The organism is Cupriavidus necator, from assembly GCF_016127575.1.
Lineage (GTDB): Bacteria > Pseudomonadota > Gammaproteobacteria > Burkholderiales > Burkholderiaceae > Cupriavidus > Cupriavidus necator_D.
The window spans coordinates 752,641-766,250 of the sequence record NZ_CP066019.1 but is presented as its reverse complement, the minus strand read 5'-3'; the positions used below and the strand labels follow the sequence as shown (position 1 = coordinate 766,250).

Genomic DNA, 13,610 nt, shown 5'->3' with positions numbered 1-13,610 from the left:
GGATTCCTTACTCCGATGCCACGCCGAACAGCTCGGCAATGGTGCGGCGCGCGACTACCCGCACCATCTCGCGCCGGTAGCTTTCGGACCCGCGCATGTCCGAGACCGCGTTGATGTCCGCGGCGACAATGGCGGCCGTCTCCTCGGCTAGTTCCGCGGTGACGGCCTTGCCGGCCAGCAGCGCTTCGGCGCGGCGCAGCCGGGCCGGGATCGGCGTGGACGCGCCCACCGCCAGCCGCGCCTCGACGCAGAACGCGCCCTCGCGCCGCACCGCCAGTGCCACGCTGGCGAGCGGCCGGTGCTCGGCGGCGGTGCGCAGGAAACGCGCATAGCGGCCATCGGCGCCGGCACCCGGCGCCGGCACGCGGATCTGCGTGACGATCTCGTCCGGCGCCAGTGCCGTGACGTAGTAGTCGACCAGGAAGTCCTCGATATCGATCTCGCGCTCGCCGCCTCGGCCGCTGACCACGATCCGCGCGCCCAGCGCCATCAGGCAGCCGGGCGGATCGGTGGCGGGGTCGGCATAGCAGAGGTTGCCGCCGATGGTGCCCTGGTTGCGCACCTGCGGATTGGCCACGCGCGAGGCCATGCTGGCCAGCATCGGGTAGTGCGCCTGCACCAGCGGCGAGCGCGCTACCTCGGCATGCAGCGTCAGCGCGCCGATGCGCAGGCCCTCGCGCGCATCGAAGGTGATGCCGCGCAGCGCCTTGAGCCGGCCCAGCGAGACCAGGTGGCCAGGCGTCAGCATGCGCTGGCGCATGCCGAGCATCAGCGCGGTGCCGCCGGCAAGGATGCGGCAACTGTCGCCCAGCTCGGCCAGCATCTGGCTGGCCTCGGCCACGGTGGCCGGCTCAAGGAAGGCAAAGTCACGCATGGACGGCCTCCTTCTGCTTCAGTTCGCGCAGGCCCGCCAGCACCTTCTCCGGCGTGATCGGCAGCGACTGGATGCGCACGCCCACGGCGTCGAAGACGGCATTGGCGATCGCCGCCGCGCCCGGCAGGATCGCGGTTTCGCTGGCGCCCTTGGCGCCATAGGGGCCGTTGGGGTCGTTCGATTCCACCACGTCGGTGCGCAGCATCGGCACCGCGTCGGCGGTCGGCATGGTGTAGTCGGCAAAGTTGCCGTTCATCAGGCGGCCATCCTCGTATTGCAGGTTCTCGTACAGGGTCCAGCCGATCGCCTGCACGGTCGCGCCGTGGGTCTGGCCGTGCACGGCGAGCGGGTTGATGGCCTTGCCGCAGTCGTCGGCGACAAAGCTGTCGATCACGGTGACCTGGCCGGTGCTGGTGTCGACTTCCACTTCCACCGCCTGTGCCGCGAAGGAGTGCGCGGGCGCGACGTTGCCGTAGTAGTCGGCGTCGTGCATCACCGTGGGCGCGTCATAGGTGGCGCGCACGTGGATGCCCTCGCCGCCGTGGCGGAAGATATGCAGCCGCGCGATCTCCGCCAGCGTGGCGGACTTGTCGGGCTGGCCCGGCGCGGCGATGCGGCCATCGGCAATCGCCAGTTGTTCCGCGTCCACGCCAAGCTTCTCCGCCGCGAGTGCCAGCAGTTTCTGGCGCGCCTCGCGCGCGGCACGCAGCAACGCATTGCCGGCGATGATGGTCACGCGCGACGCCAGCGAGCCCAGGCAGAACGGCGCGGTATCGGTATCCGGCGCCATCACGGTCACGTGCGACAGCGGGATGCCGAGCTCCTGCGCGCAGATCTGGCTGAGCATGGTGTTGGCGCCCTGCCCCATGTCGCACTCGCTGGTCTGCAGCATCGCGCGCCCGTCCTCGTTGATCTTGAGCAGGATGGTCGAGCCGTCCCAGTTGCCCAGCGTGCGGTTGCCGCTGACGTGCATGGCCGCGGCAATGCCCACGCCGCGCCGGCGCGTGCCGGTGCCGCGCGGCGCGGCGCGCTTCTCGTCCCAGCCGATGGCCTTGCGGGTCATTTCCAGGCACTCGGCCATGCCGGTGCTGCTGATCTTCCAGCCATGCACGCTGGTCTCGCCCGCGCCGATCGCATTGCGCTTGTGCACCTCCACCGGGTCCATGCCGAGCATGCCGGCCAGCACGGTCAGGTGGCAGTTCAGCGGAAACTGCATCTGCTGCCCGCCAAAGCCGCGGAAGGCGCCGCGCGGCGGGTTGTTGGTATAGGCCATGACCGCATGCGAGCGCACGTTCTGCACGCGGTGCATGTTGTCGCTGCGCATGGCGGTGACGTGCATCACATCACCGGCAAGCCCGGAGTAGGCGCCGCATTCGGCCGCGATGCGCACATCCTTGGCCAGGATCACGCCGTCTGCGGACAGCCCCATGCGCAGCCACACTTTCATCGGCACGCTGGCGCGCGCGCCCTGGAAGTCTTCCAGCCGGTTGTTGACCAGCCGCACCGGGCGCTCCAGCCGGCTGGCCAGGAAGGCGCAGATCAGGCTGTTGTTCTCCTCGACGATCTTGGCGCCGAAGCCGCCGCCGGTGGTCGCCTGCACCACGCGGATGGTCGAGACCGGCCGGTCCAGCGCCTCGGCCAGCCGCGCGCGCGCCAGGAACACGGACTGGGTCGAGGCCCACAGCGTGAGCCGCCCGTTGCCGTCCTGCGCCGCCACCGAGGCCATCGGCTCAAGGTAGCCCGGGTACTGCGAGTGCATGTCGTAGGTGGCCTCATACACTGCGGCGCAGGCTTCGAACGCGGCATCCACGTCGCCCCGCACGATGTGCATCTCATGGCCGATATTGCGCGTGCCGGCATGGATCTCGGGCGCGCCATCGGCCAGCGCCGCTTCCGGCGTCAGCAGCGCGGGCAGCGCCTCGTACTCGATGCGGACCAGGTCCAGCGCATCACGCGCGATCTCCTCGCTGACCGCCACCACCGCGGCCACTTCCTCGCCGACGTGGCGCACCACGCCGCAGGCCAGGATGCGCTGCTCCTTGCGGTGCGGGCCCCAGTTGCGGGCGGGCACATCGTGCCCGGTCACCACCAGCTTGACGCCGGGCAGCGCCTTCGCCGCGGAGGTGTCGATGCGCACGATGCGCGCATGCGGGTGTGGGCTGCGCAGCACCTTGGCATGCAGCATGCCGGGCAACTTGATGTCGCCGGCATACTGCGCGCGCCCCATGACCTTTTCCCGCGCGGTCACCTGCGGCGTGGAGCTTCCCACGATGGCCTTGCTCATGCCGGCCTCCTGCTTGTCTGGTTGCATGAACGCGATGCGCTGCCCTGCGTCATTCCGCCGTGATCGCGAGGTCGCGGATCACCTTGCCCAGCCGCTCGTAGTCGGCCGCGTTGACCTTTTCCAGCGCGGCCGGGGCGCCGCCCACCGGGCTGGCGCCGAAGGTGGCCATCTTCTCGGTCACGTCCGGCAGGCGCAGCACGTCGTTGAGCTGCTGGTTCAGCACCTTGACCACCTCGGGCGGCGTGCCCTTGGGCGCCATCACGCCATGCCAGGCGCCGACCACCACGTCCTTGTAGCCGAGCTCGGCCAGCGTCGGCACGTTGGGCAGCAGCGGCGAGCGCTTTGCGTCCGTGATCGCCAGCGGGATCAGCCGGCCGGTGTTGATGTACTGCGCCACCGGACCCAGCGTGACGTAGGCAAAGTTCACGTGCCCCGCCACCACGTCGTTGACCGCCGGCGCCACGCCCTTGTACGGCACGTGCTGGATCTTCACGCCCGCGGCGCGGTTGAGCATCTCGCCGGCGATGTGCATCGGCGAACCCGCGCCCGGGCTGCCATAGGTCAGCGTCTTGCCGCCCCTGGCCACGGCAATCATCTCGCCGACGGTCTTGATGCCGGCCTGCGGGTTGGCCACCAGCAGCACCGCCTGCACCGCGGTCTGGATCACGGGGGTGAAGCCGTGCAGCGGGTCATAGCTGGCCGACGGCGCCAGCTTGAGCACCATCGGCGCCAGCGTGAAAGGGTTGGGCGTGTACAGCAGCGTGTAGCCGTCCGCCGGCGCGCGGCTGACGAAGCTGGCGCCGACCACGCCGCCGGCACCGGGGCGGTTCTCGACGATGACCGGCTGCTTCAGGCGCGCCGACAGCTTGTCGGCATAGAGCCGGGCCATGGCGTCGGTGTCGCCGCCAGGCGGATAGGCCACGACCATGGTCACGGTCTTGGCCGGATACGCGGCGGTGGCCAGCGCGCTGCCCGCGGCAAGCGCAAGCGCGGCCATGGCAGTGGCTGCAAGGAAAAGGCGGCGGGGGCGTTCGTGTCTCATCAACAGCTCCTGTGGGGGCGCATTCGCGGTTGGAGTGGGCTGTTGTGCGCACCGCGAAAACAGGGTTGGCTCGGGTTACAACACTTTCGGTTGTTTTATTAGTAAAACGTACGTTCACACCAGGAACATTGATAATCCTATGTCGCCAATATTGACAACTCAACTTACGTTAAATACCTATTGACATGATTTAGTTTGCTTAATTCTCTTGCATGACACGAAAGCGACACCCGGTGGCGGAATTGGCGAGCGCCTGTGAGACAATCGGGCCCGCCAACCGGCCCGAACTCCGCGGCCGGCAGACCCTGACCAAGAGGAACGCATGCCCCGTGACGCCGCGCCCGCCAACGGCCAGCCCGCGCCAGACACCGACAACACCAGCCCGTGGACCGACCTCGACGAGGCCGGCAGCGGCCTGACCGTCGACAATTTCCTGACCACGATGCTGAGCCAGCTGGTCACCGCGCTGCGCAGCACGGTGACCAAGCCCTATGCGGAACAGTTCGGCCTGACCGTGCCGGAGTGGCGCATCCTGGCGCTGCTGGCGCACGCGCGCGAACTGCCGTTTGCCGAGCTGGTGACCCAGTCGACCTCGGACAAGGCGCTGGTGAGCCGCACGCTGCGGCTGCTGGAGGATCGGGGATTGGTGCGGCTGACCTCAGCCGGCAACACGCCGCGCAAGAAGCTGATCTGCGCGATCAGTGAAGCCGGTGCCGCGCTGCACGACCAGGTGATGCCGCTGGCGCGGCGGGGGCAGGCGCAGGTGATCCGGCAGTTGTCGCCGGAGGAGCGGGAAGCGGTTTACCAGGGGCTGCGCAAGCTGTTGCGCACGCAGGAATAAAGAAAAAGTGCCGCACCCGGATTGCGGGGCGGCCCGAAGGGAACGGGACCAGCACGCCCGTTCAGACCTCCAGTTCTTCCAGCACCCGCCCCTTGGTCTCGATGCCAAGGAAATGCACGGTGACAGCCGCCAGCGCCGGCACCACGGACAGCGCGAAGAAGGCGACGCTGAGGTTGCCGCTGCCAATGGTGCTGGCGATCAGGCCAGGCGCGAAGATCGCCGCCAGCTTCAGCCAGGCGCCGCCCAGGCCGCAGCCCATCGCGCGGACGCTGGTCGGGTACAACTCGGGCGTGTAAACATAGGCGGTGATAAAGCCGCTGGCCAGGAAGCCCATCGCCAGCGCGCAGAAGGTCGCTACCACATACACGTTCGAAGCGTGGAACACCCCCGCCAGCACCAGCGACAGCGCGCACAGCAGGAACGACACGTTGATCACCGGCTTGCGGCCCACCTTGTCGACAATCATCGCGCACACCAGCGAGCCGACCACGCCCAGCACCGAGGCGCCGGCGGCAAGGTTCAGCGCCAGCTGCAGCGGCGCGTGGTAGACGGTCTTGTAGACCGTGGGCAGCCACGTCGACAGCCCGTACTGGATAAAGCCGCAGGTTGCCCACAGCATCCATACCGCCAGCGTGCGGCCGAGGTAGGCCTTGCTGACCAGGTCACGCACGCGCCGGCGCGGGTGCTGGGTCATGCGGTCGTAGCTGCCGGCATTGACCGGCGGCGGCAGCGGATCCTTGGCGCGCGCCTCGAACGCACGCAGTGCGGCATCGGCTTCTTCAAGACGGCCTTTCTCCGCCAGCCAGCGTGGCGATTCCGGGATCACGCGGCGCAGGATGAAGAACAGCACCAGCGGCACGCCGCCGATGAAGTACATCACCTCCCAGCCGTAGTGCGGCACCAGCCAGGCGCCAACGCCGTTGGACACCATCAGGCCGATCGGGAACACCACCTCGTACAGCAGCACGAAGCGCCCACGGCCATGCGCGCGCGTGACTTCGTTGATATAGGTGGCGGCCACCGGCAGCTCACCGCCAAGGCCGAGGCCCTGCACGATGCGCAGCAGCAAGAAGATCTCGAACGACGGCGCGAAGCCGCAGGCAATGCTCATCAGGCCGATGATGCCCGCGCTCCAGCCGATCGAGCGCAGCCGGCCGAAGCGCTCGGCCAGCCCCGGGAACAGCAGCGCGCCGACCAGCTGGCCGACCGAAGGCGCAGCGATCAGCACGCCGATCTGGCCCGGCGTCAGCGACCACTGCGCGATCAGCAGCGGCAGCGTGGCTGCGATGGCGATGACGTCGAAGCCATCGAAGAAGGTGGCCAGGCCGATCAGCAGCCGGGCGCGGATATGCATGGCATTGCCCGGCATGCGCTCGATGCGGGCAACGATATTGCCGCGCGTGAGCGGGCCGCTGCGGGCCGCCGCCGCGCTCTGGCCGGCGCTGTCGGCCGTGGTCACGATACCTGCGGTGGCGGCCACCGGTGCGCCGGGGGACGCTGCGTCTTGTCTCTGGGTTAACACGGGGCTTCTCGGTTTGATTCTTCGGGGGTTGCTCCCCTCTCCCGCTTGCGGGAGAGGGGCCGGGGGAGAGGGCAGGCACTTGATAACGGCAGATGCCGCGGCTTGCCCGGCGGCCTGGGAAGAGGCAGTCGGGATTCGACAGCGCATCGGCTACGGCGTGCGCTGGCCCTCTCTCCCGCCCCTCTCCCGCGCGCGGGAGAGGGGAGAACACAATCGCGAAATTACAAGTCCAGCACCAGCTTGCTGCCCTTGCACCCCGACACGCACACCATCATGGTCTTGTTGCTGGCGCGCTCGCTGTTGCTGAGCACGCTGTCGCGATGATCGGGGCAACCTTCCAGCACCGCGGTCTCGCACGAGCCGCACACGCCTTCGCGGCAGCTGTAGTCCATCTGCACGCCGGCATCGAGCAGTGCGTCCAGCAGCGACTTGCCGGACGGCACCTTGACGGTGGTGCCGGTGCGCGACAGCGACACGGTGTACTCGCCCTCCTGCACCGCCTCGGTCGAGGGGTCGGCGGCAAAGCGCTCGATATGCACGTTCGGGTAGCCATGCGCTTCGCAGGCAGCCTCGAACGCCTTCAGCATCGGACCGGGGCCGCAGCAGTAGAAGTGCGTCTGCACCTCCTGGCCGGCCAGCATCGCGTTCAGGTCCGGCGGCACGCCGGCCTCGTCGTCGAAGTGAAAGTGCACGGCATCGCCATGGGCCGACAGCTGTTCGACGAATGCGGCCTCGGCACGCGAACGGGCGCAGTAGATCAGCGTGAACGACCTGCCCAGCTCGGCCAGGCGGCGCGCCATGCAGACGATCGGCGTGACGCCGATGCCGCCGGCGACCAGCACGGTGTGCGCGGCGCTTTCGTCCAGCTCGAAGTTGTTGCGCGGCGCCCCCACGGTCAGCGTGGCGCCCACGCGCAGCTGCTCATGCACGTAGCGCGAACCGCCGCGGCTGCCGCGGTCCAGCAGCACGCCCACGGTATAGCGCCGGCGCGCTTCGGGCGCGCCGCACAGCGAGTAGCTGCGCACCAGGCCGTTGCCCAGGTGCAGGTCGATATGGGCGCCCGGGCTGTACTCGGGCAGGGTCTTCCCTTCGGGATCTTGCAGTTCGATGCTGACCACGCCGCGCGCTTCATAGCGCATGGCGTGGACGCGCAGGGTCAGGGACTGGTGGGCACTCATTGCTGCTTCCTTCGATTGCTGCTGACTTACCGCTTCTCGGTCAGGAACTTGCCTGCCGGTCCGCCCGCGTTCTTCTGGCGGCGGGTGTTGCCGTCGATGCCGCCTTCGATCGCCCATTCGGCGAACATGGTCGGGCCCGGCTCGAAAGCGCGCGGCTCCCAGTGTTCGTCGAGCTGGTCTTCGTCGGCGTAGTACTCGATCAGGCCGCCGGCCGGGTTCTTGAAGTACCAGAAGTAGGCCGACGAGATCGGGTGCCGGCCCGGGCCGAGCTGCGTATCCCAGCCCTTGCGCGAGACATGCATGCCGCCGCCGAAGACTTCGTGGATGTCGCGCACGGTGAAGGCGACGTGATTCAGGCCGCTCTTCGGTTCCGGCAGCTGCAGCAGGAACAGGTCGTGGTGGCCGCCTTCGGGCGTGCAGCGCAGGAAGGCGCCGCGGTCCGGGTAGCGGTCCGACGGCACGAAGCCGAACTTCTCGACATAGAAGCGCTCAGTGGCCTTGACGTCCTTGACGAAGAACACCACGTGGCCCACTTCGATCGGGGTGGCATGGTCGTAGATCGGGCTGCGCTGGTTCAGGCGCGGCTTGTCGTTCCACGTGTTCATCAGCGCGCATTCGACCTGCACGTCATGCTTGCGGGTGACCTGGAAACGCACGGCCAGGCCGTTCGGATCGGTGCAGCCCACGCGCAGCGTATCGCCCTCGCCTTGCTTCACGAAGCCCGGTGCATCAGCGATTGCCTTGGCGAGCTGGTCCAGCGAGGCCTGTGACTCGACGCCCCACACCACTTCGCGCAGCGTCGGGCCGGCCTCGATCGCGGGCGGCAGCGTGGCATCGTCGATGCGGCGCACCAGCACGCGGCAGCCGTTCAGCGTTTCAAAATCCAGGCCCTGCGCATCGTCGCGCTTGATGGCCAGGCCCCAGTCGGTGAAAAAGCCACGGCAGGCGTCAAAGTCATCCGCGCCGTAGACGATCTCGTCGATCCCCAATACCTTGATCATTGCTTCTCTCCAGCCTGCCGGGTTCAGTGGTTGGCCCACGGCAGCGGTTGTTCGTTCAGACCCCAGTACACGCTCTTCTGCTCCATGTACTGCAGGATGCCAAGCCGCCCCTTCTCGCGGCCCAGGCCGCTGTCGCGCCAGCCGCCGAACGGCGTCGCGATCGAGAATTGCTTGTAGGTGTTGATCCACACATTGCCCGCCTGCACGGCGCGTGCCACGCGCCAGGCGCGCTTGTAGTCGCGCGTCCAGATGCCCGCGGCAAGCGCATAGACGCTGTCGTTGGCCTGCGCGATCAGGTCATCCTCGTCGTCGAACGGGATTGCGACCAGCACCGGCCCGAAGATCTCTTCCTGGCAGATGCGGGCGTTGTTATCCAGCCCTTCGATGATGGTCGGCGTGTAGAAATAGCCGTTGGGCAGGCCGGCCACGTCTGGGCGCAGGCCGCCGGTGCGCAGCTGGCCGCCCTCTTCCACGCCGGCGGCCACGTACGACTCGATGCTGTCGCGGTGGCGGTCGGTAATCAGCGGGCCCATCTGGGTACGCTCGTCGGCGGGGTCGCCCACGCGCAGGTGCGCGGCGCCCGCGGCCAGGCGGTCGATAAAGGCCTCGTACTGCGAGCGCGCCACGAACAGGCGCGAGCCGGCGATGCACGACTCGCCCGACGAGCTGAAGATGCCGTACAGCACGCCGTTGACCGCGTGGTCCAGGTCGGCATCGTCGAACACCATGGTCGGCGACTTGCCGCCCAGTTCCAGCGACACCGGCATCATCTTGTCGGCGGCGATATGGGCGATGTGCTTGCCGGTGGTGGTGCCGCCGGTGAACGACACGCGGCGCACCAGCGGATGCTTGGTGATGGCGTCGCCGATGACCGAACCCTTGCCGGGCAGCACGCTGAGCAGGCCCTTGGGCACGCCGGCCTCTTCGCAGATGCGCGCCAGCTCCAGCGCCATCAGCGGCGTGACCTCGGCGGGCTTGACCACCACGGCGTTGCCGGCGGCGAGCGCGGGCGCCATCTTCTGCGCCTCGCTGGCGATCGGCGAGTTCCACGGCGTGATCGCCGCAACCACGCCCATCGGCTCGTACACGCTCATGGTCAGGCAGTCGCCGCGCTGCGGCGTGATGGTTTCTTCCAGCGTCTCGCAGGCGGCGGCAAAGAACTGGAAGGTGCCGGCGGCGCTGGCCACCAGGGCGCGCGTCTCGCTGATCGGCTTGCCGTTGTCCAGGCGCTGGCGCTGGGCCAGCTGCTCGCCCTGGGCGCGGATCAGCTCGGCCACGCGGTACAGCACGGCGGCGCGCTCATGCGGCTTGCGTTGGGCCCAGCCGCTGGTGAGGAAGGCCTGATGGGCGCCCTGCACCGCTTCTTCCACGTCCGCCAGGCTGGCGGCGTTCAGTTCTGCCACCACTTCGCCGGTAGCCGGATAGCGGGTGCCATAGCGGTCGCCGGTCCCCAGGCGCCATTCGCCCGCGATGCAGATGGGGAGTACTTCTTGCGTCTTCATTGTCGTTGCCTGCTAAGTCTGTGGGGCGTTGGCTGCCGGGACTAGATCGATACCGCGTGCGCCCGGTTTCCCAGTGCGCGCACCACGCTGAACACGGTCAGCGCGGAAGTCTTGGGATTGGCCGCCAGCGGCTTGCCGCGCATCGTCAGCTCGAAGCCGCCGAAGGCGCCGCGCGCTTCCACGTGGTGCACGTTCTCCACCGCATGCGGGTCGGCCAGCAGCTTGACCGAGGTGCGGTCCAGCCCCAAGCCTGCCAGCGACACCGTGGCGGCCACGTTGGCGTTCTTGGGATACAGACGCGCCGCGTCGCGGGCCGTGCCTTCGAAGATCACGGTCGCCTCGGTCAGCGCATCCAGGTCGAAGAGCTGCTCGGCCGGCGTGCCGGCCCAGGCGCGAGCCGGCTTGCGGCCGGTGTAGATGACTTCGTCCAGCCCGCCGACACGCGCCGCGGCCAGCGCATCGATCGCGCCGATCGCACCTGACAACAGCTGCACCTGGGTGCCGCCGCGGCGCGCGGCCGCTTCCAGCCGCTCGGCCATGCCGGGCTCGGACAGCGCGCCCACCGACACCACCATGCACGGGATGCCGCGTTCCAGCGCCGGCACGATGTGCTCTTCCAGCGCATGGTGGCCGGCGCACTCGACCAGCAGGTCGGGACGCTGGTCGTCCAGGTGCGTCGCCACGCGGGCGCCCGGCGCCAGCGCGGTGACCGCGTCGCGGGCCTCGTCCATCGTGTGCTCCGGCACGATCACCACGTCGAACACCACCTCGGGATCGCTCTTGAGCAATTCCATCACGCCGCGGCCGATCGCGCCGCAGCCAACCATGGACACATGCAGCATCTCCGGTCTCCCTCAGGCGGTGACAGTGGTTTGTTCGCGCGCCGGCTCTTCGTTGTCCTTGTTCACCGGGGGGCCGGCGAAGATGGTCTTGAAGGAACCGATCGACAGCATGTCGATCTCCAGCAGGAACGGGCCCGACTCGACCGTGGCCGCTTCCAGCGCGGCGCCGACCTCGGCCAGGTTGCTCACGCGCGCATGGCGCAGCGACAGCGACTTGGCCAGCGTGGCGTAGTCCGGGGTATGCAGGTCCACGTAGTGGCGGCGGCCGCCGTACTGGGCGTCCTGGATGTTCTTGATCACGCCGTAGCCCTTGTCGTTCATCAGCACGATCACCATGTCGGCGCGTTCCTGCACCGCGGTGGCCAGTTCGCCCAGGTTCAGGATAAAACCGCCGTCGCCGGCCAGCGTGAAGGTCTTCTTGCCCGAAGCGGTCGCCGCAGCACCGATCGCGGCGCCGATGCCCATCGCCAGGCCCTGGCCGATGCCGCCGCCCAGCGCATGCACGCCGGCACGCGAATCGAAGATGCGCAGATGGCGGTTGCCCCAGGTGCTGTTCGACACGGTCACGTCGCGCACCCAGTTGAAGCTGCGGCCGACCGCGCCCTGCAGCGCCTGCACCAGCGCCGAGTACGGGCCCAGGCCGTCGACCAGGCTGTTGACGGCGGTGTCATGGGCGCGGCGCAGGTCGGCGGCGAAGGCCGGGTCGATCTGCATGCGCTTTTCAAGCCGATCCGCCAGGGCGTCCAGCGCCAGCGCGGCGTCGCCGCTGACAAAGTAGTCGCTCAGGTAGCAGCGGCCTTCGGCGGCCGGGTCGGCGTCGATGCGCAGCAGCGGGCGCGGCAGCTTCAGTTCGTACTTCAGGGTTTCATTGCCGCGCAGGCGCGAGCCCACCACCAGCATCGCGTCGCAGGTCTGGTAGAAGGCCTCGACCGGCTTATGCAGGTTGTAGGCGCCCAGCGAACGGGGATCGTCTTCCGGCACGATGCCGCGGCCTTGCGTGCTGGTGACCACGCCGAAGCCCAGGTCCAGCAGGCGCTGCACCTGCTTGCTGGCGTGGCGCGCACCGCCGCCCAGCCACAGCAGCGGGCGCTTGGCCTTGGCCAGGCGCTCGGCCAGCGCGTCCAGCGCATGTGCCGACGGCACGTGCTGCGGCACCGGCAGCGGCTGCAGGTCGGCCGGCATCTCGATCAGCGCGGCCTGGATGTCGATGGGGATCTCCACGCTGACCGGGCCGGTCGGCGCCGTCAGTGCGGTCTGCACGGCCAGCTTGATGGTGCTGATGGCGGTGTCGGCGCTGCGGATGCGGAAGGCGGCCTTGGACACGGCCTTGAGCATGGTGAGCTGGTCCGGCGCTTCGTGGATGTAGGCGAGGCTCTGGTCCAGGTAAGGCGTTTCGATCTGGCCGGTGATATGCAGCATCGGCGTGCCGGCGGTCAGCGCTTCGACCATGGCGCCGGCGGCGTTGCCCGCGGCGGTGCCGGTGCTGGTCAGGCACACGCCCAGGCCACCGGTGGTGCGGGCATAGGCATCGGCCATATTGGTGCCGCCCGCTTCGCCGCGCGCCGGCACGAAGCGGATCTTGCCGCGCTCGCCCATGGCGTCGAGGATCGGCATATTGTGGATCGAGATCACGCCGAAGGCGGCCTTGACGCCGCACTGCTCGAGAAACGCCGTGATGGCGCAACCGACGGTGACCTGCTGTTGCTCGTACTGTTGTTGATTAGGCATGACGGGAGTGTCCTCCGGAGATATCGATATGGCTGCCCGTGGTGTACGAAGACAACGGCGAGGCAAGGAACAGGATGGCGCGGGCTGCCTCGACCGGCAGGCCCAGGCGGCCAAGGGGAATATGTTTCTGCTGGGCCAGGCGCGCGGTCCATGCGGCCCAGTCCAGGTGGCGGTCTGCTTCAGGGCGCGCCTCGAAGCGGCGGCGCCACTGGCCCGATTCGACCAGGCCGATCAGGATGCCGTTGACGCGGACGCCCTTGGGCGCAAACTCGGTGGCCATCGAGCGCACCAGGTTGAGCACGCCGGCACGCGCGGCGGAAGTCGCCACCATGTGCGGCTCCGGCTGCTGCGCCAGCAGCGAGTTGACGCAGACGATGGCGCCCTGGCCTGACTTCTCAAGCTGCGGCAGGAACGCGCGCGTCGGGTGGATCACGGAGAAGAACTTGAGCTGCAGTTCTTCCATCCAGGCCGCGTCCTCGGTGTTGGCGAAGGTGGAGACACGGCCCTGGCCGGCGTTGTTGACCAGCATGTCGACGTTGCCCAGCGTGGCCTGCACGGCAGCGGCAAAGGCGGCGACCTGTTCAGGCTTGAGCACGTCGCAGGTGGCGGCATGGAGCCGGCACCCGGGGAATTTCTCGCGCAGCTGCGCTTCGGCGCTGCGCAGTCGGTTCTCGTCGCGGCCGCACATGGCCACGGCGGCGCCCGCTTCGAGCAGCAGCTCGACGGTCGCCAGCCCGATGCCGGAGGACCCGCCGGTGACGACGGCAACCTTGCCGCCGAGTTCAATCATGGACAT

General features: G+C 68.6%; 11 protein-coding genes. 1 reads left to right on the top strand and 10 read right to left on the bottom strand.

Annotation, left to right across the window (positions count from 1 at the left end; genetic code table 11):
• Window positions 1-7: 7 nt before the first annotated feature.
• From I6H87_RS22490 to I6H87_RS22480, 3 genes are read right to left on the bottom strand one after another with little or no spacing between them, the layout of a single operon-like run.
• A complete protein-coding gene (locus I6H87_RS22490) occupies window positions 8-874 on the bottom strand; it encodes an FAD binding domain-containing protein (protein WP_010811674.1) in 867 nt (288 codons plus the stop codon).
• Window positions 867-3,158: a xanthine dehydrogenase family protein molybdopterin-binding subunit gene (locus I6H87_RS22485; RefSeq protein WP_011616782.1), complete on the bottom strand. Its 2,292-nt coding sequence runs from the start codon at window positions 3,156-3,158 to the stop codon at window positions 867-869. Before I6H87_RS22485 ends, I6H87_RS22490 begins: the two co-directional genes overlap by 8 nt.
• Before the next feature lie 49 nt (window positions 3,159-3,207).
• Window positions 3,208-4,200 (bottom strand): Bug family tripartite tricarboxylate transporter substrate binding protein, encoded by a 993-nt coding sequence (locus tag I6H87_RS22480; protein ID WP_011616781.1) that lies wholly within the window; start codon window positions 4,198-4,200, stop codon window positions 3,208-3,210.
• Between the two features lie 322 nt (window positions 4,201-4,522).
• Between I6H87_RS22480 and I6H87_RS22475 the strand changes: the two genes are divergently transcribed.
• On the top strand, window positions 4,523-5,041 hold the full coding sequence (locus tag I6H87_RS22475; protein ID WP_010811677.1) for a MarR family winged helix-turn-helix transcriptional regulator: 519 nt from the start codon (window positions 4,523-4,525) through the stop codon (window positions 5,039-5,041).
• 61 nt (window positions 5,042-5,102) lie between these two features.
• Here the strand turns inward: I6H87_RS22475 and I6H87_RS22470 are convergent, their stop codons facing one another.
• The 7 genes from I6H87_RS22470 to I6H87_RS22440 form a co-directional block, all read right to left on the bottom strand.
• The gene (locus tag I6H87_RS22470; protein ID WP_231881505.1) at window positions 5,103-6,410 is read right to left on the bottom strand and encodes an MFS transporter; all 1,308 of its coding nucleotides are present in this window, start codon (window positions 6,408-6,410) and stop codon (window positions 5,103-5,105) included.
• A 374-nt stretch (window positions 6,411-6,784) separates the two neighbouring features.
• Complete coding sequence (locus tag I6H87_RS22465; RefSeq protein WP_010811679.1) at window positions 6,785-7,741, bottom strand: PDR/VanB family oxidoreductase; 957 nt, start codon at window positions 7,739-7,741, stop codon at window positions 6,785-6,787.
• Between the two features lie 26 nt (window positions 7,742-7,767).
• Window positions 7,768-8,742, bottom strand: a complete 975-nt coding sequence (locus tag I6H87_RS22460) for a VOC family protein (protein ID WP_011616780.1) — start codon at window positions 8,740-8,742, stop codon at window positions 7,768-7,770.
• Window positions 8,743-8,765: 23 nt separating this feature from the next.
• The gene (locus I6H87_RS22455; protein WP_010811681.1) at window positions 8,766-10,244 is read right to left on the bottom strand and encodes an aldehyde dehydrogenase; all 1,479 of its coding nucleotides are present in this window, start codon (window positions 10,242-10,244) and stop codon (window positions 8,766-8,768) included.
• A 41-nt stretch (window positions 10,245-10,285) separates the two neighbouring features.
• A complete protein-coding gene (locus I6H87_RS22450) occupies window positions 10,286-11,086 on the bottom strand; it encodes an aspartate dehydrogenase (RefSeq protein ID WP_010811682.1) in 801 nt (266 codons plus the stop codon).
• 12 nt (window positions 11,087-11,098) lie between these two features.
• Window positions 11,099-12,814: a thiamine pyrophosphate-binding protein gene (locus tag I6H87_RS22445; RefSeq protein WP_011616779.1), complete on the bottom strand. Its 1,716-nt coding sequence runs from the start codon at window positions 12,812-12,814 to the stop codon at window positions 11,099-11,101.
• Complete coding sequence (locus I6H87_RS22440; RefSeq protein ID WP_011616778.1) at window positions 12,807-13,610, bottom strand: SDR family oxidoreductase; 804 nt, start codon at window positions 13,608-13,610, stop codon at window positions 12,807-12,809. The genes I6H87_RS22445 and I6H87_RS22440 overlap by 8 nt, the downstream gene beginning before the upstream one ends.

Bases quoted from the DNA above. Each gene is read 5' to 3' on its own strand.
- I6H87_RS22490 (WP_010811674.1), bottom strand. From the start codon at position 874: ATGCGTGACTTTGCCTTCCTTGAGCCGGCCACCGTGGCCGAGGCCAGC.
- I6H87_RS22485 (WP_011616782.1), bottom strand. From the start codon at position 3,158: ATGAGCAAGGCCATCGTGGGAAGCTCCACGCCGCAGGTGACCGCGCGG.
- I6H87_RS22480 (WP_011616781.1), bottom strand. From the start codon at position 4,200: ATGAGACACGAACGCCCCCGCCGCCTTTTCCTTGCAGCCACTGCCATG.
- I6H87_RS22475 (WP_010811677.1), top strand. From the start codon at position 4,523: ATGCCCCGTGACGCCGCGCCCGCCAACGGCCAGCCCGCGCCAGACACC.
- I6H87_RS22470 (WP_231881505.1), bottom strand. From the start codon at position 6,410: ATGCCGGGCAATGCCATGCATATCCGCGCCCGGCTGCTGATCGGCCTG.
- I6H87_RS22465 (WP_010811679.1), bottom strand. From the start codon at position 7,741: ATGAGTGCCCACCAGTCCCTGACCCTGCGCGTCCACGCCATGCGCTAT.
- I6H87_RS22460 (WP_011616780.1), bottom strand. From the start codon at position 8,742: ATGATCAAGGTATTGGGGATCGACGAGATCGTCTACGGCGCGGATGAC.
- I6H87_RS22455 (WP_010811681.1), bottom strand. From the start codon at position 10,244: ATGAAGACGCAAGAAGTACTCCCCATCTGCATCGCGGGCGAATGGCGC.
- I6H87_RS22450 (WP_010811682.1), bottom strand. From the start codon at position 11,086: ATGCTGCATGTGTCCATGGTTGGCTGCGGCGCGATCGGCCGCGGCGTG.
- I6H87_RS22445 (WP_011616779.1), bottom strand. From the start codon at position 12,814: ATGCCTAATCAACAACAGTACGAGCAACAGCAGGTCACCGTCGGTTGC.
- I6H87_RS22440 (WP_011616778.1), bottom strand. From the start codon at position 13,610: ATGTCCATGATTGAACTCGGCGGCAAGGTTGCCGTCGTCACCGGCGGG.